A 15,788-nucleotide genomic window follows, 5' to 3' on the forward strand; every position below is an offset into this window, starting at 1 on the left:
AAATTTTAAGGTTTGGACCTTGCAGGCGCAAGCACTGAGTCGATTTAATTCACCGCAGGAGTAAAAATCGCCGAGGCTCGCCACCCACCACAGAACGTCCGCCCCGGGTCGAATTCGCGGTGAGGGAACTACTCCTGCAGCCGGTCCGTCTCCAGCCACCCGAAGCAGGGTCAAGTAAATCAGACTCTGGAATCAACCGGCTCCGGCTGCAAAGCCGGTTTATCTGCATGAGGCACTACCGCCCCCATGGACATGAGCATTTTCAAACCGTCATCCACGCTCATCTCCAGTTCGATCACATCCTCCCTTGGCACCATGACAAAGTAGCCGCCGGTCGGATTTGGCGTGGTGGGCACATAGACATTAATCACATCCCGCCCGGTCTTGTGCTGCGCCTCACCCGCATCGGTACCGGTCTGAAACGCCAGTGTCCAGAGCCCCTTGCGCGGAAACTCAATCAGCAAGACCTTTCTGAAGGATTGCCCCGCCTCGCTGAACATGGTTTCGGCCAGCTGTTTGGCGCCTGAATAAATCGACCTGACCAGCGGGATACGGGCCAGCAGCCGTTCCCAGACCGAAACCAGTGAGCGGCCGAACAGATTGGCCGCCAGTACACCGGTGACAAACAGGATCAGCACCGAGACCACCACTCCGAGACCCGGTATGGAGAAGCCCAGCAGGTTCTCTGGCCGGTAGGCTTCCGGCAGCAGCAGCAGCGAACCATCCAGCCAGCGTACCAGCAGGCGCACCACCAGCAGGGTAATGCCGAGCGGCACCCAGACCAGCAGGCCGGCCACCAGGTAGCGGCGGATGAATTTCATACTTCGGGGTCAGGCGTCACAGCCGCCGCAACCGCCACTGGCGCAGGCCGGGGCCGGCTTGGACTCCTGTTTCTCGCCACTGTGCAGATTCTTCTGCTTGCCGCTCTTGAAGTCGGTCTCGTACCAGCCCTGTCCCTTGAGGCGGAAGCCGGCGGCCGAAATCATCTTTTTCAGCGCCGGTTTGGCGCAAGCAGGGCAATCGGTCAGCGCCGCATCGCTCATCTTCTGCATCGCCTCCAGCTCATGGCCGCAGGCATCACAACGGTACTCATAAATCGGCATGCGTTACTCCTGATAATTCAACCGCCCCAACAAAGCTTTGGGGGTACAAAATCGCTGTGGATTCTAACACAGTTGTCAACGGGCCAAAGGTTTTCCTGACCAGCCGCCAGACGCACCTGTGACCGAATCCTGTCCGCCGCGACGCGAATAAAGTTAACTTCATGAAATTATTAATAAACCTCGCCACTACCGAGAATCATCAACCGGCAGGAAGCTCAGGCTCACAACCCCAGTTTATCCGCATCTTCGCCTCTTTCCATTCGCTGCTGCGCCTTCGCCTCTTCAATCAGACGAACCAGTTTCATATGCTCTTCCACCGGCAGGCCAAAACGGAGAAACAGCTCCAGATGCTCAAGCACTTTCTCTAACGTCTCATCCCGCCGATGCAGATAGAGTAGCGTCTTGGCCAGAAAATCCGGATCCTCTCCCTGCTCGCGCATCCTTTCCGCCGTTTGCAGGGCATTGCTTAGTTGTTCAGTTGTCGGTTTCATAGTTACTTCTCTGCCGGCTGTGCCGGGGCGTTGTTCGCCTGACATAGATAGGGTCAAAACCCGCTTACTACAAGTGCTTTTCAATCACTGATTCAGGCCGCGCTATCCGCCCTGAAATCACCCCTCCACCGGATTTGCAATGTTATCCGCAGTCAAACAAAAACCTTATTGTCCAGCAGGGACGGAATCTCCTCACCGGGCACCGCACTGCTGAACAGATAGCCCTGGGCATAGTCACATCTCTGGGCTTTCAAGTAATCCAACTGCCCCCTGGTTTCAACGCCTTCAGCCACCACCTTGAGCCCCAGACCATGGGCCATGGCTATGGTTGCATTGACCAGTTCCCGGTCCGCCTCATCCATAGGCACATCATCAATAAAGCTGCGGTCTATTTTAAGAATATCGAAAGGATAGTTTCTGAGATAACTGAGGGATGAGTAACCGGTACCGAAATCGTCCATCGCGATAGCTACCCCGAGCCGGTTAATGGCAGAGAGGGCGATATCGACATACGAGTGGCCGCTCATCAGCACCCCTTCGGTAATTTCCAGCTCCAGACACTCGGCCGGGACTCCCGTGCGTTTTATCGTTCGCTCGATAAAGGGCACCAGCGCCGGATCACGGAACTGTCGCGGTGAGACGTTGACGGCCATTCGCAGCGGCTGCTCGGCCATCTGCTGCCACTGCGCCAGCTGGGCAAGTGATTCGGTAATGACATACTCCCCGATACTCACAATCAGACCGGTCTGTTCGGCTATCGGTATAAACTCCGCCGGCGATACCTCTCCAAGCTCGGGATTGTTCCAGCGGAGCAGCGCCTCGGTGCCGATCAGCCGGCCGGAGGCCAGCTCGATCTGCGGCTGATAATGGAGCCGGAATTCTCCACGCATCAACGCGCCACGCAGGTGCTCCTCCAGTAGCAGCCGCCTGGCGACCCCCTGATTCATCGACTCAGTGTAGTAATGGTAGGTATTGCGCCCGGCCTCCTTGGAGCAGTACATGGCGGTATCGGCATTGCGCAACAGCTCTGCCGGGTTTGCGCCGTCTTCCGGGTAGATGGCCACTCCCAGGCTGGCCGTCAGAACCAGTTCACGTCCATCCAGGTTGAACGGCCGGTGAAACTGGGACAGCATCTGCTCAGCCACCCGCCCCGAACGATCAATTTCATCCAGCCCGCCCAGCATGATGATAAACTCATCACCCCCCAGCCGGCCGACGGTATCGCTGCTGCGCACCTGGGTGCTGAGCCGGTCCGCCGCCTGCACCAGCAACTGATCACCCACTTCGTGACCCAGACTGTCATTCACCTTCTTGAAATCATCCAGATCCAGGAACAGCACCGCGACATGCTGATTCGCACGGCCAGCATCCCGGGTCAGCTGGTCCAGCCGGTCGAGCGAGAGGAAGCGGTTCGGCAAACCGGTCAGCCCGTCGAAATGGGCCTGCTGCAGGATGCGCTGCTCCTGGGCCTTGTGCAGGGTAATATCCTCTTTGACCGCCAGAAAATGGCGCGTTCCGCCCGCTTCATCCAGAACCGGCGCAATATGCGCCCGCTCCCAGAACAGTTCACCGCTCTTTTTCTTGTTACAGAATTCACCCCGCCATGAGCCACCCGACTTGATGGTGCGCCACAGCTCCTGATAATTCCGCATAGGGGTCTTTCCGGATTGCAGTATACGGGTATGCTGTCCGATCACTTCCGCCGCGCAGTATCCCGAGATCTTTTCGAATGTACTGTTGACATATTCGATACAACCCTCGGTATCCGTGATCACCACCGATACCGGGCTCTGCTCCACCACCTGGGAGAGCGTGCGAATCTGCTCCTCGTTGTGTTTACGCCCGCTTACATCCCGGACAACCTCCAGACGCGAAACCGAGCCATCGCGGTTACTGATGGGCGTGCCAATAATCTCGAAGTGCCGGCCATCCGGCGATTCCGGCCGGTAATAGACGCTCCTGCCCTGCCCCTCGGACTGAACCAGTCGCCGGTACTGATGATGATTATCCAGCGCCGCCACCGAGTCTGAACAGAACTCGCCGGTGCGGTCACCGAACCATCTGATCATGGTTTGGTTCATGTACTCGATGCGGGAATCCTCACCGACGATGAACAACCCCTCACCAACCTCATCAAGCGATTCGATAATGGTCTGATAACGCGACTGGCTCTCCGCCAGCGCCCGCTTCGCCTTGCGGTGTTGATCCTGTCGTATCAACAGCAGTCCCAACAGCAGGGAGCCGAGAGGGAACAATATCAGCATGGGTGGAGCCACCGCGTAGATAATGGCCCAGCGAACCTCCGATGGCATCAGCAGCATGCAACCCAGGACCGCCAATTCCACCACAATACTGAACAGATAGAGCCGCAGCCAGTCGAGCGGCCACTCCAAACGCCGCTGCAGATAGCGCCATCCCAGCCCAATCACGCCCCCCGACAGGATGGTCAGGCTGCCGATAATCGCCCCGTCACCGCCCAGGAAGAGACGAAACAGGATCGCCATCACTCCCCCGATCAGGGTAGGAATAAGACCGAAAAAGAGACCGCTGAGGCTGATCACAACCCAGCGGGTGTCAAAAATGATACCCGGAGCCAGCTGCCACGGGGTCAGCATCACGGCAATACTGATCCCGCCGACCAGCAGCCCGGATACCAGCCGCCGTAAAAACCTGCCCTGAATCCGGTTGATTCCCAGCATTTCATAACTGACGCCAAGCGCCAGCAGCAGCACGGCGTTGTTTAGGAGCCCGAAGTAGCTGCCGTTAGCCATCCGATCTCGGAGAACGCTGTTGCATAAAGTGGTGAACAGTGACCTTACCTGTGGAAAAAACGGCGATGGCTGTGATGGGTAACAGTTTGTCCATTAGACCTATCCGTCAAACAGGAAATATGCTTCTTCGTTCCAAGTAAGATTTATGGAGTGAGTGAGATAATAGTATCGGCATTCCAGGTTTAACCTTTAGTTGGACAGGAATTATGGTTCGACATCCTCACCCGCCAACCAGCAAATGAGCCGGTAACAAGATGCCACCCGCAATCAAACCCGACAAATCGGGAAATAACATCACTGATTTAACTGGCAGTTTTAAAAGCTTTTTATGTGTTTTGTGAGTACAGCCTGAAAAAAAAGCGTGCTTCTTCCGGTCCTACTGAATAAGCCCTGACTCTCGACAAACGTTAAATGGACTTTGCTTCGCCAGAATTTACCGGCTACATGGCAAGGCGGCGCAAACTCCAGTGACAAAATATTCAAAAATTCCGCCCAAGGAAACATCAGGGTTTATTACCAGAGGAGAAGCAACATGAAACAACCCTGTTCCAGGAAAACCCTGACCGCCATTGTGAGCGGGTGCCTCGCCACCATAGCGCTTGGCGGCGCCCCTCTCTATGCGGCCAACCCATGCGCCGCCAAACCGATGAATCCCTGTGCGGCCAAGTCGATGAACCCTTGCGCGGCGAAGTCGATGAATCCTTGCGCCGCCAAGTCTAACAATGATGCGGTAACACGCCCCAAGGACTACAAGCCGTACCAGGGTAATCCCACGGCACTGCTTGCCGAGGGGGAAAAGCTGTTCAAGGATACCAGCCTGAGCACCAACGGTATGTCCTGCAACACTTGCCACAACAACAACGGCATGTTCCAGGCCTCATTCGCCCAGCCCTATCCACACTATGTGCAGATGGCCAATGACCAGTTCCAGGTAAAGGCAGTCCACGCCGACGAGATGGTGCAGCTCTGCATGGTATCTCCGATGGCTGCACAGCCACTGCCCTGGGACTCCAGGGAACTGGCCGCTCTCGCCACCTACGTGACCGAACAGCAGAAGGGCTTTGCCAAGCAGCACAAGACGGCGGCAATGAACCCCTGTGCGGCCAAGAATCCTTGTGCAGCCAAGAACCCCTGTGCGGCTAACAACCCTTGCGCCGCCAAGAACCCCTGTGCGGCTAACAACCCTTGCGCCGCCAAGAATCCCTGTGCGGCTAACAACCCTTGCGCCGCAAAGAATCCCTGTGCGGCTAACAACCCTTGCGCTGCCAAGAACCCTTGTGCGGCCAAATAGATGGTTGCGGGCGGGCTTCGGCCCGCCGCCCATCCGGGTGGTCACTGCATATTCCCGATATTCATGATTTATGTTGATTGATCAGATTTTATGAATAAGCCCCTGAACAGCCTATCGGATGCGGACAAGCTGCCATCGGCAGGAGTGACCAGATTCAGTGGCGTCTCCCGGAAGGTCATTCAGTGGGGCGTTGTGTCGATAGCCTCTCTCCTGATCCTGGTACTTATCGCCGTTCTCACCACGCCACGCCTCGCGCTGCTGCTGCTGTTGGGGGTGGCCCTGGGTGTCACGCTGCAGCATGGCGCCTTCGGTTTTACCAGCGCCTACCGGCGCTTCCTGTTGCGACGAGAAATCCCGGCGTTGCAGGCACAACTGCTTATGCTCGCGTTAGCCACCCTGCTGTTCGCCCCGTTTCTCAGCGAGGGAGAGTTTTTTGGCCGTGGTCTGATCGGGGCCTGGGCTCCGGCCGGCCTGCAGGTCGCCGCCGGTGCCTTCCTGTTCGGTATCGGTATGCAACTCGGTGACGGCTGCGGTTCCGGCACCCTCTACAAGGCGGGTAGCGGGGCGCCGCGCATGGTGATCACGCTGATCGCCTTTTGCGGCGGATCTTTCTGGGCCAGCCTCCACATGGGCCAGTGGCAGGCACTGCCATCGTTACAGACTCAGTCACTGGCCGAACCCCTGGGTTATCCATTGGCGGTCACCCTGCAACTCAGCTTCATAGGCCTGCTCGCCCTGCTGTTGCGCCGCTGGGGTGTACAACCTGCGGCATCACCCACCTTACGACAGACATTCTGGAGACGCCTGCTGACGGGACCCTGGACCCTGCCCGCCGCCGCACTGGCACTGGCACTGCTCAATCTGGCAACCCTGCTCACCGCCGGCCATCCCTGGACCATCACCTGGGGCTTCACCCTCTGGGGCGCCAAGACTGCCCTGCTATTCGGCTGGGATCCCACTACCGCACCTTTTTGGAACGGGGCCTTCCAGCAATCCGCACTGCAGATGAACCTGTTGCGCGATGTGACCTCGGTAATGGATATCGGCGTCCTGCTCGGGGCGTTGAGCGCCGCCGGTCTGGGTGGCCGCTTTATGCCGTCATTCCACATACCGCTACGTTCGCTGGCCGCCGCCATCCTCGGCGGTATAATGATGGGCTACGGCGCCCGGATCGCCTATGGCTGCAACATCGGCGCCTTCTTCTCCGGGGTTGCCTCGCTCAGCCTGCATGGCTGGCTGTGGATCATCTGCGCCCTCCTCGGCAGTGCGGTGGGGGTGCGTTGGCGACCCCGCTTCGGACTTTCGAACAGATGAACGACAGAGGGATTCTTATCCAGTCAACCGCACCGACACCGCCCGATCCGTCCCGGCTGCCGCCCGGCGAAATCGAGCAGCTGCTGGCCGTGGGCGACGAGGTCCGCGCCTGCATGCGGGCACTGGAGCGGGTCGGGTTCAACCTGGTGGGAGAGGTGCTCAAGGGCCAGGGGGATTTTGTTGAATCAGAACACTATCCCCGGGATGACGTTTTCGATGATGAGACGTTTGGCCAGTACTATTACCACGCCCATCGCAGTGAATTCGGGGAGCACGGCCACTTCCACACCTTCCTGCGTACTGGCGGCCTGTGCGGGGAGATCCACCCCCTGGATTACCCCCTGGCCAGCACGCCCTGGCCGCAGGGCAACGAGGCAATCGCCCATCTGGCAGGCATCTCGATGGACGCCTGGGGCCGGCCCATTGGGCTGTTTGCCGCCAATCGCTGGGTCACCGGCGAGACCTGGTATTCGGCCGCAGACATCATTCAGATACTGCCGCGTTTCGCCATCGAACACGCCTGGCCCTCCTGGCCGGTAAACCGCTGGATCGGTGCCATGTTGCGGCTGTTCCGGCCGCACATCCAGACACTGCTCCTGCATCGTGACCAGGTGATCAACACCTGGCAACAGGCTTATCCTGAACAGGATGTGTTTGAAAATCGCAATCTGGAACTGACCGGCTATCTGCCCATCTCAATCGGCGACTGGATCGCGGCGCTGAGACGGGCAGCGCCATGACACCACACCCATACGTGGGCTGGTTTGTCTGCGGGATACTCCTCACGATGGGCGGATCCGCAGCAGTGGCGGATAGCAATTCCGCCAGCTCCATCGACACCTTCCTCAGCCGCCACTGGCAGCGTCCGCTGCCCTACCAGGGTGAAACGCCCCCCGGTTTTTCACCCCTGGAGGCGTCTCTTGATCCGCGCGCCTGCGGCACTTGTCATCCGCGGCAATTGCAGGACTGGCAAGGCAGTCTGCATGCCCGTGCCATGGGTCCGGGCCTCCTGGGGCAGTTGCGGGAGATGGAGCCAAACGATCGCGCGGGGCACCAGGCCTGTCTGCGCTGTCATGCCCCACTGGCGGAGCAGGCCGATGAACTGGCCGCATGGATCGCCGATGATAAAACCGTCAGAGACCCGCCGACGGAAAACCCGGAGACCAACGGTTCGCTGTACCAGCAGGGGCTGATCTGTGCCGCCTGCCATTTGCGCACCTGGGAGATCCACGGACCACCGCCACGTGACGATCGTGGTGGCACCAGGGCGGTTCCTCACGGCGGCTTTCAGAGCAGCGCGGCATTCGAGGATTCACGCTTTTGCGCCGCCTGCCACCAGTTCGAGGCGGACGGCTTTGCCCTCAACGGAAAGCTGCTGGAGAACACCTTCGAGGAGTGGCGCGCAAGTCCCCAGGCAGCGGCCGGACAGAGCTGCCAGTCCTGCCACATGCCGGACCGCCGCCACCTGTGGCGCGGCATCCACGACAAGGCGACCGTATTGTCAGGCGTGGAGATCACGCTTGACCGACTGACGACCAGCGGCGCGATACTCTCTGCCAGACTCACCCTGACCAATAGCGGTGTCGGCCACCGTTTCCCAACCTACGTGACACCCCGCGCGGTACTGGAAGCGGTCCAGCTGGACCGCACCGGGGCACCGATCCCGCACACCCGCCAGGAGCGTATCATCGCCCGCCAGGTGAGCCTGGACCTGAGCGAGGAGCTGTTCGACACCCGGCTCGCCCCCGGCGAGAGCAACAGCCTCGACTACCGGTTACCAAAGGACGGGGAAGCCGGCGCCCTGCGCCCGCGCGTTCAGGTCGAGCCGGATCTGTTTTACCGGAATTTCTACCGCGCCGTTCTAGGCAATGATGCGGAGGGCAAAGGTACCGGGATGCTGCGCCACGCACTGCGTGCCGCAGAGGCGTCTGCCTATACGCTGTTCCAGAGAGAAATTCCGCTGCCTTGAAACCTAGCACTGTCCGGGCCGTGGCACTACTACCTGTCCCATTGGTCCAACGTCAATAACCGACCCGTCCGAAGGAGCCTTTCAATGCCAATCCGACAACTTGCCACCCTGTTTCTGCTGTTGCTCATATCACCCGCACTGACGGCGGCCCAGCCGCTGGTGGACGGTGGCTGGCTGGCCGCCAACCTGGGCAAGCCCGATCTGCTGGTACTGGATCTGCAACCCAAGCCGGCCTATCAGCAATACCATGTACCCGGCGCCATCCACAGCGATTACGGCTCCTGGCGCCGCACCGACGCCAAGAGCGTCCCGCAGATGCTGCCCCCGGTAAAGGATCTGGAGCAACTGATCGGTGGCCTGGGCATCGACAACACAACCCAGGTTGTGCTGGTGGTCACGGGACGCAGCGCGGGCGAAATGGCTAGCGCCACCCGGGTCTACTGGACCTTCAAGGCCTTGGGACACGATAATGTCTCCATTCTCGACGGTGGCCTCGTCGCTTACGCGCAGGACCGCTCGCACCCCCTGGAGAACCGTGTCAACCAGCCCGTCGGCAAGCCATTCAAGGCCCATCCAAGGGCGGAATATCTGGTGCGCACGGAGCAGGTCAAGGACGCCCTCGACCGCAACATCCGTCTGGTCGACAACCGGAGCAGCGCTGAACACATGGGTCTGGTGAGCGGCAAGAAGGAGCGCCCCGGCACCATCCCCGGCGCCGTCAATCTCCCCTTCGACTGGCTGACCGTTAACCGCGGTGCAACCTTTCACACGCCGGAAAACCTCAAGCGCATCTACCAGGCCGCCGGCGTGCCGCTGGACGGCGAACAGATCTCCTTCTGCCATACCGGACACCGCACCTCGCTGGCCTGGTTCGTCTCCCATGAACTGCTGGGCAATGACAAGGCACAACTCTATGACGGCTCCACTGCCGAGTGGGCGGCAAACCCCTCGTTGCCACTGGAGCAGAAAATCCGGCTCAACTGAGCCGGAGGCATTGCGGGCCATGCGGCTTGATTGTCCTCACGCACGAAATGGCCCGCCGGCAAAGCGGCACCCCGCAAGAGTAATAGCGAAGTATGTTCCGAAACAGAAAGCCACGACAGGAAATCACCATGACCACAACGGCAACATCAATCCGTCTCCACGTCGGCTTGTTGCTTCTCGGCATGCTGTTGATTGCAACCGCCCGGGCCGACAGCGACACGCCACTTTCCGGAACCGTCACCCTGCAGTCGCCCTATCCATTTGATGCGCTCGCCTCCCGCGTCGAACAGGCAATCCAAAAACACCAGATGGGATTGGTGGCGCAAGCCAGCGCCAGCCGGGGTGCCGCCCAGCGCGGGGTAAAGATCCCCGGCAATCTGGTGCTGATGGTGTTCCGTAACGACTATGCGGTGCGCATGCTCAAGGCCAGCGTTGCCGCCGGCATTGAGGCACCATTGCGACTCTATGTGACGGAGAACAGCGACGGCACATCAAACCTCACCTATCGCCTGCCGAGCGCGGTCTTCGCGCCCTATGGCAATGCGGATCTGGATGCGCTGGCAAAGGAGCTCGACGCAGTATTTGAGGCCATCGGATCGGATGCCATCCGGCCATCATCCGGCGCGGAGTAACAAGCAACAGAAGTCGCCAGGATGGATTACACCCAACCATTGCTGCGCATCCTGTTCGTCATGGCCTCCGCGGTCGAAGCGCGTGCCCCCTATAGCCGCGGCCACCTCTGACGTGTCTCGCAATGTGCCCTCAAGCGTAAGCGAGAAGGCGTGAATGTGGATTGTTATCGGCATTCACGCCCGATTACTTACCACGTCATTCTATTGGATTAATGCCGTGACAAATAATTACTAACTATCGTTCCATACCTTTTGCAGGTGCGGTACCACGCACAAGCCGCTCTTGTTCAGCTTGCATTGAACTGCTCCATGTCAGGCGATAGTTTCCACCATCTTTAACCCAGAACTCATTTGCATTTATGGCATCAAATTTGGAACTCACTTCACCTTCCACGCGTACCATTTCCAGTGCATGACGTGCTTTTATTGCGCGATCAAGGTTGGTGATAAAGTAATACTTGCCATCGGCGGTCTGTACTACAAAGTCACGTTCGACCGCAATATGTGGATCGAGTTTATCTGTAGGGCACTCCTCTCCACGAGACGCACACTCAAGACCATTAAGTTTTCCTTCAATAGTTTCCGCCTGAACCGAAGCTGCATATAACGCCATTGATCCCAGAAGGGCCGCGGTGATTGCGAGTGTTTTTGTAATCGATAATGATTGGTTCATAACATACATCCTCATGTGAATAGTTGTTGGAATTACACACTGAAAAATACACACACTGTGTAATGTAATAGACCTGTAAATCCTGACTAATATTTCGTCACCAAAAGATGATGGCATTTGTTGAGCCCGGTTCCAGCTGCCTGTTACATGCGAGCAGTGCTTTTTGTAGGCGCTGCTTTAGCTGCGATTGGAGGGGGTATTGGGGTCCTGAACAGACAGAAAAATTTGCACAACTTGCAGGCACATCAGGAGCGTCTATCATGGTCTGTCGCTTTGCATGACGAGGAACCAGATAGCCAACACTCCTGCCCAGCCGCTCACCTTGCTTTCCAGGCAACTATCAGCCTTCAGTGACAATCAGTTTGTAGTCGGGAGTTGGGTTCAAGGGACAGGAGTAGACATACTCGCCTGGTTTCAGCTCGATTTCATAATCCTGGGTCTTGCCGGTGGTCAATCCGCCACCAGAAACACTGGGTAATCGGGCGAGATTTATCAGGCCGTCACCGCGCAGCCAGAAACCCAACTCATATGGCACATTTTTATTGGTGACCCGGAACACGTAACGCCCAGGTGCAAGCTCCAGTGTTTCGGATTCGGCCAGACGCTTTTCACCCGTCTGTTTGTTGAGCGTCTGGCAATCACTGATGCTTTGGGATGTGAAACCGCGGTCGATATCTTTCTCGCTCTCCAGAAACTGGCAGGGCACCTGGGTCAATTCGACAACACGGGTCTCTGCAGCAAGCGGGTTACTCATAATCGGAGTTAACAGAATCAGTCCGGCCATCATATATTGGCGCATCTCAACCTCCTCGTTTTTCAGGATTCTCAATGCATGAGACCGGTACTAGCGGGAAAAGCTTTCACTAAACAAGGCAACTTGGGTGGTTTGGGAAACACCACTCTGAGCAGTAAAGCTCCAGGAGAGGGAGGTGGCGCATATATGTCGAGTTCCATAGTGCCGCTCATGGCATAAGGGAGAACACACCTGGAGATTCTCAAAAGCAGCATCCGGATCGGAGAAGAGTGATAAAACACCCCATCCCGATTTCACTTGAACATCTGACAATCAGACGGGAAGAAGACGACTTGGAAGAATCCAGCGCTAAACCGGCAGGTGATATTCCTCTATACTCTAACTTCCGGGGTCTTTGACCCTGCCATCAACCGAGAGAGGAATGATTATGAATGCAGCCTGGGTAGTTGTTGCTGACACAAGCCGTGCAAGAATCTTCTCCGCCGAGAACGCCTTCAGCCCGTTAGTCGAGATCCAGACCCTGGACCATCCGGAAGCGCGGCTTCACGCCGGCGACCTGGTGACGGACAAGCCTGGCCGTGACCGCAGTGCCGGCCCACGCAGCCACGATGTCGGCCATGTGGACGAGACCAAGCACGACGAAGCGGTACGCTTTGCACACCAAGTCTGCGCCACCCTGGAATCCGGCCGTGCCCAGGGCCATTTCAACAAGCTTCATGTCATCGCCGCGCCCAGCTTCCTCGGCCTGCTCAGGAAACATCAGCCGCAACCGCTGCAGAAACTGGTGGCTACCGAAATATCCAAGAACCTCACTGCCCACGACGTCGAAACCATCCGCAAGAACCTGCCCCACAGGCTCTGATCTGGCGTCCGTACAGGCCGTGGTGTACCGACTGTCCACCACGGCTACCTGGCTCGCTGTCAGACTGTTCCTGCGTAGGTGAACCCGGCATCCTCAACCGCCTGCTTCACCAGGCTATCATCATCCACTCCGGCAACCGTGACCAGGCCCCCTTCCAGCTTGACCTCGACGCTAGCCTGCGCCGCCACAGCCTTGATCGCCTGTTCCACCGAGCTGGCACAACCGCCGCAGCTCATGCCTTCCACTTTGTAGGTCTTTGACATCATTCTCTCCGAAAACAAGGGCATATAAAAACTTGTCAGGCAACCCTGCGCCAACGTCTCAGCAACAGGGAGTTGGAAACCACGCTGACTGACGACATGGCCATGGCCGCTCCGGCGACCACCGGGCTGAGCAGGCCCGACGCTGCCAGGGGTATGGCGACCAGATTATAGATCAGCGCCCAGAACAGATTCTGCCTGATCTTGTGATAGGTGGCTCGAGAGATCGAGATGGCATCCGCCACCAGCAGCGGATCACCACGCATCAGGGTGATACCGGCGGTGTGCATGGCCACATCGGTCCCGGTGCCCATTGCCATGCCCACATCGGCCGCCGCCAGGGCCGGGGCGTCATTGATCCCGTCACCCACCATGGCGACCATCCGACCCTGCTCCCGCAGGCGGGCCACTTCCGCCGCCTTCTCCTCGGGCAGCACCTCAGCCACTACCCGGTCAATGCCGACTGCCTCAGCCACCGCGCGGGAGGCATGCCGGTTATCACCGGTGAGCATCACCGTCAGAATACCCTGCCGTTTCAGTGCCGCCACTGCGGCCACCGCCTCCGGTTTCACCGGATCACTCACGGCGATGTAGCCCAGCACGCCGGGTGTTGGAGCGGTCTCGGCAACCCACATCAGGGTGCGCCCCCGGGACTCCAGTTGTTCGCCTTCTACGCCCAGCGCATCCAGCTTAATCCCCTGTTCATGCATCAGGCGGCTATTACCGACCAGCAGTTTACGTTCGCCCAGCCTGGCGGAGAGTCCGCGCCCGGGCAGGGTGTTGAAATCGGCCACCGGCAGCAGCTCCAGCCGGTCCGTCTCTGCCCGGCTCAATATGGCGTGGGCCAGGGGATGCTCACTGCCCTGTTGTGCGGAAGCGGTCAGCCGCAACAGCCCGGCGGTATCGCCGTCCGCCGCCACCACCGACTCGACGGTCGGCTTACCCAGGGTCAGGGTACCGGTCTTGTCCAGCACCACGGCACTGCTGTGATGTGCGCGCTCCAGCGCCTCCGCATCCTTGATCAGTACGCCGTTGCGGGCGGCGACACCGGTGCCCACCATCAGGGCGGTCGGAGTGGCCAGTCCGAGGGCGCAGGGGCAGGCGATCACCAATACCGAAACCGCCGCGATGAAGGCCACTTCCAGATTGGAACCGATCAGCCACCACCCCAGAAAAGTCACCAGGGCAATGGTGGCGACCACCGGCACGAAGACGGCCGATATCTGATCCACCAGTTTCTGAACCGGCGCCTTGCTCGCCTGGGCGTTTTCCACCAGACGGATAATCCGTGCCAGGGTGGACTCGGTGCCGACGGTGGTGGCCTCGACCCTGAGTAGTCCGGAACCGTTCACCGACGCACCGGTCACCCGCTCACCAACCCCCTTGTCAACCGGCAGGGATTCACCGGTGATCAGGGATTCATCCAGCTGGCTTGCCCCCTCCAGGATCACCCCATCCACCGGTACCCGCTCGCCGGGACGAATCTGTACCACCTCGCCGCCGATGACGCTCTCGGCCGGCACTTCCATTACGACTCCATCGCGTTCAACCCGGGCCAGTTCCGGCTGCAGATCCATCAACGCGCGGATAGCCGATGCGGCACTGCGCTTGGCCCGACCTTCCAACCACTTGCCGAGCAGCACCAGGGTAATGACCATGGCCGCCGCCTCAAAGTAGAGGTGGCCACCCGCGCCACCGAACAGGGTGACCCAGGCGCTCAGCCCCCAGGCCGCGCTGGTACCCATGGCCACCAGCACATCCATATTACCGGCACCGCCGCGCAAGGACTTGAAGGCCCCTTCATAAAAGCGCCAGCCGAGCCAGAACTGCACCGGAGTAGCCAGCGTCAGCTGCCATAGGGCCGGCAACTCAGCGTGAATACCGAACGGCATCAACAGCATAGGCAGCGCCAGCGGCAGGGACAACAGCATGGCCAGGACCAGTTGCTGCAACTCCTTGCGGCTCTGCTGAGCGGACTTTTCCTGCAACTGGGCCTGCTGTTGCGCCGCAGTGACCGCCGGAGTAGCGGTGAAGCCCGCCTTCTCAACGGCCGCGATGGCTGCCGCCAAGGAAACCACACCGGCAGGTGCAGTAACAGATGCCTTTTCCGTCGCCAGGTTCACCGCCGCCCGTTCGACACCGGGCAGGCGCGACAGCACCTTCTCCAGACGGCTGGAACAGGCGGCACAGGTCATGCCCCCAATCAACAGCTCCAGGGTTTCCGAGGGCACGGAAAACCCTGCCCGGCTGATGGCCGCGGTAATATCCAGGGGCGAGAGCTGCGCCGCATCGAAATCGACACTGGCGCTGTTGGCGGCCAGGTTGACCCGCGCCGCCGTGACACCGACCTGCTTTCCCAGCACCCGCTCCAGCCGGGTGGAGCAGGCGGCGCAGGTCATGCCCTCCACGGGCAGGCTGAGGGATTGTACGAACGGTTGCTGTTGCATAACTGTATCAAGGCTGTATTGGGGGGGCCATGCGACCCATGAATAACCCACCAAGTCTATCAGGACTTGCTAATTCAATCCTGCCTGTTTCGACTACCCCTGCGGCACATAATTCACGCCACAAGGCGGATCGGGGCGGAAACTGATTTTCCTCCCGGCGTCTCACGGAAAAAAATGGGAGAAAATAATACGATCATCCTATTTCAGAGCAAACATACACTCTACTTCTGGCTCCAA

15 protein-coding genes are annotated in these 15,788 nt (G+C 59.0%); 7 read left to right on the forward strand and 8 right to left on the reverse strand.

All coding sequences use genetic code 11. The features are described from left to right. Window positions 1–179 precede the first annotated feature (179 nt). The 4 genes from ACHZBF_RS13580 to ACHZBF_RS13595 form a co-directional block, all read right to left on the reverse strand. Window positions 180–821 (reverse strand): DUF502 domain-containing protein, encoded by a 642-nt coding sequence (locus ACHZBF_RS13580; protein ID WP_273438110.1) that lies wholly within the window; start codon window positions 819–821, stop codon window positions 180–182. A 9-nt stretch (window positions 822–830) separates the two neighbouring features. Continuing rightward, window positions 831–1,103: an FmdB family zinc ribbon protein gene (locus tag ACHZBF_RS13585; protein ID WP_029132130.1), complete on the reverse strand. Its 273-nt coding sequence runs from the start codon at window positions 1,101–1,103 to the stop codon at window positions 831–833. A gap of 221 nt (window positions 1,104–1,324) precedes the next feature. Next, on the reverse strand, window positions 1,325–1,594 hold the full coding sequence (locus ACHZBF_RS13590) for a hypothetical protein (RefSeq protein WP_273438111.1): 270 nt from the start codon (window positions 1,592–1,594) through the stop codon (window positions 1,325–1,327). A 152-nt stretch (window positions 1,595–1,746) separates the two neighbouring features. Then, window positions 1,747–4,365: an EAL domain-containing protein gene (locus ACHZBF_RS13595; RefSeq protein ID WP_321528743.1), complete on the reverse strand. Its 2,619-nt coding sequence runs from the start codon at window positions 4,363–4,365 to the stop codon at window positions 1,747–1,749. 532 nt (window positions 4,366–4,897) lie between these two features. Here ACHZBF_RS13595 and ACHZBF_RS13600 point away from each other — a divergent pair. The 6 genes from ACHZBF_RS13600 (at window position 4,898) to ACHZBF_RS13625 (ending at window position 10,555) form a co-directional block, all read left to right on the forward strand. Next, window positions 4,898–5,656, forward strand: a complete 759-nt coding sequence (locus ACHZBF_RS13600; protein WP_321528744.1) for a c-type cytochrome — start codon at window positions 4,898–4,900, stop codon at window positions 5,654–5,656. Between the two features lie 90 nt (window positions 5,657–5,746). Further along, complete coding sequence (locus ACHZBF_RS13605) at window positions 5,747–6,970, forward strand: YeeE/YedE family protein (protein ID WP_084609706.1); 1,224 nt, start codon at window positions 5,747–5,749, stop codon at window positions 6,968–6,970. Next, on the forward strand, window positions 6,967–7,710 hold the full coding sequence (locus ACHZBF_RS13610) for a DUF6969 family protein (RefSeq protein ID WP_273438116.1): 744 nt from the start codon (window positions 6,967–6,969) through the stop codon (window positions 7,708–7,710). Before ACHZBF_RS13605 ends, ACHZBF_RS13610 begins: the two co-directional genes overlap by 4 nt. A gap of 47 nt (window positions 7,711–7,757) precedes the next feature. Continuing rightward, window positions 7,758–8,939 carry a multiheme c-type cytochrome gene (locus ACHZBF_RS13615; protein ID WP_321528745.1) on the forward strand — a complete coding sequence of 394 codons (1,182 nt, stop codon included), beginning with the start codon at window positions 7,758–7,760 and terminating at the stop codon, window positions 8,937–8,939. A gap of 84 nt (window positions 8,940–9,023) precedes the next feature. Continuing rightward, window positions 9,024–9,923, forward strand: a complete 900-nt coding sequence (locus tag ACHZBF_RS13620; RefSeq protein WP_273438118.1) for a sulfurtransferase — start codon at window positions 9,024–9,026, stop codon at window positions 9,921–9,923. A gap of 128 nt (window positions 9,924–10,051) precedes the next feature. Next, the gene (locus ACHZBF_RS13625; RefSeq protein WP_321528746.1) at window positions 10,052–10,555 is read left to right on the forward strand and encodes a DUF302 domain-containing protein; all 504 of its coding nucleotides are present in this window, start codon (window positions 10,052–10,054) and stop codon (window positions 10,553–10,555) included. Between the two features lie 235 nt (window positions 10,556–10,790). On the opposite strand, the gene ACHZBF_RS13630 is transcribed toward ACHZBF_RS13625, so the two are convergent. Together ACHZBF_RS13630 and ACHZBF_RS13635 are read right to left on the reverse strand one after the other, a co-directional pair. Next, entirely contained in the window at window positions 10,791–11,228 is a 438-nt protein-coding gene (locus ACHZBF_RS13630) for a hypothetical protein (RefSeq protein ID WP_321528747.1), read from the reverse strand. 340 nt (window positions 11,229–11,568) lie between these two features. Further along, window positions 11,569–12,027: a cupredoxin domain-containing protein gene (locus ACHZBF_RS13635; RefSeq protein WP_051301773.1), complete on the reverse strand. Its 459-nt coding sequence runs from the start codon at window positions 12,025–12,027 to the stop codon at window positions 11,569–11,571. 382 nt (window positions 12,028–12,409) lie between these two features. Here ACHZBF_RS13635 and ACHZBF_RS13640 point away from each other — a divergent pair, with 382 nt between their 5' ends. Beyond that, the gene (locus ACHZBF_RS13640) at window positions 12,410–12,844 is read left to right on the forward strand and encodes a host attachment protein (protein WP_029132124.1); all 435 of its coding nucleotides are present in this window, start codon (window positions 12,410–12,412) and stop codon (window positions 12,842–12,844) included. A 59-nt stretch (window positions 12,845–12,903) separates the two neighbouring features. Here the strand turns inward: ACHZBF_RS13640 and ACHZBF_RS13645 are convergent, their stop codons facing one another. Both ACHZBF_RS13645 and ACHZBF_RS13650 read right to left on the reverse strand, forming a co-directional pair. Next, on the reverse strand, window positions 12,904–13,107 hold the full coding sequence (locus ACHZBF_RS13645; protein WP_029132123.1) for a heavy-metal-associated domain-containing protein: 204 nt from the start codon (window positions 13,105–13,107) through the stop codon (window positions 12,904–12,906). 35 nt (window positions 13,108–13,142) lie between these two features. Then, window positions 13,143–15,551 carry a heavy metal translocating P-type ATPase gene (locus ACHZBF_RS13650; protein WP_029132122.1) on the reverse strand — a complete coding sequence of 803 codons (2,409 nt, stop codon included), beginning with the start codon at window positions 15,549–15,551 and terminating at the stop codon, window positions 13,143–13,145. Window positions 15,552–15,788 lie beyond the last annotated feature (237 nt).

The organism is Sedimenticola selenatireducens (assembly GCF_963675335.2).
Taxonomy (GTDB): Bacteria; Pseudomonadota; Gammaproteobacteria; order Chromatiales; family Chromatiaceae; genus Sedimenticola; species Sedimenticola selenatireducens.

Bases quoted from the DNA above. Each gene is read 5' to 3' on its own strand.
- ACHZBF_RS13595 (WP_321528743.1), bottom strand. From the start codon at position 4,365: ATGGCTAACGGCAGCTACTTCGGGCTCCTAAACAACGCCGTGCTGCTG.
- ACHZBF_RS13650 (WP_029132122.1), bottom strand. From the start codon at position 15,551: ATGCAACAGCAACCGTTCGTACAATCCCTCAGCCTGCCCGTGGAGGGC.
- ACHZBF_RS13580 (WP_273438110.1), bottom strand. From the start codon at position 821: ATGAAATTCATCCGCCGCTACCTGGTGGCCGGCCTGCTGGTCTGGGTG.
- ACHZBF_RS13600 (WP_321528744.1), top strand. From the start codon at position 4,898: ATGAAACAACCCTGTTCCAGGAAAACCCTGACCGCCATTGTGAGCGGG.
- ACHZBF_RS13640 (WP_029132124.1), top strand. From the start codon at position 12,410: ATGAATGCAGCCTGGGTAGTTGTTGCTGACACAAGCCGTGCAAGAATC.
- ACHZBF_RS13620 (WP_273438118.1), top strand. From the start codon at position 9,024: ATGCCAATCCGACAACTTGCCACCCTGTTTCTGCTGTTGCTCATATCA.
- ACHZBF_RS13625 (WP_321528746.1), top strand. From the start codon at position 10,052: ATGACCACAACGGCAACATCAATCCGTCTCCACGTCGGCTTGTTGCTT.
- ACHZBF_RS13605 (WP_084609706.1), top strand. From the start codon at position 5,747: ATGAATAAGCCCCTGAACAGCCTATCGGATGCGGACAAGCTGCCATCG.
- ACHZBF_RS13615 (WP_321528745.1), top strand. From the start codon at position 7,758: ATGGGCGGATCCGCAGCAGTGGCGGATAGCAATTCCGCCAGCTCCATC.
- ACHZBF_RS13585 (WP_029132130.1), bottom strand. From the start codon at position 1,103: ATGCCGATTTATGAGTACCGTTGTGATGCCTGCGGCCATGAGCTGGAG.
- ACHZBF_RS13610 (WP_273438116.1), top strand. From the start codon at position 6,967: ATGAACGACAGAGGGATTCTTATCCAGTCAACCGCACCGACACCGCCC.
- ACHZBF_RS13590 (WP_273438111.1), bottom strand. From the start codon at position 1,594: ATGAAACCGACAACTGAACAACTAAGCAATGCCCTGCAAACGGCGGAA.
- ACHZBF_RS13635 (WP_051301773.1), bottom strand. From the start codon at position 12,027: ATGCGCCAATATATGATGGCCGGACTGATTCTGTTAACTCCGATTATG.
- ACHZBF_RS13630 (WP_321528747.1), bottom strand. From the start codon at position 11,228: ATGAACCAATCATTATCGATTACAAAAACACTCGCAATCACCGCGGCC.
- ACHZBF_RS13645 (WP_029132123.1), bottom strand. From the start codon at position 13,107: ATGTCAAAGACCTACAAAGTGGAAGGCATGAGCTGCGGCGGTTGTGCC.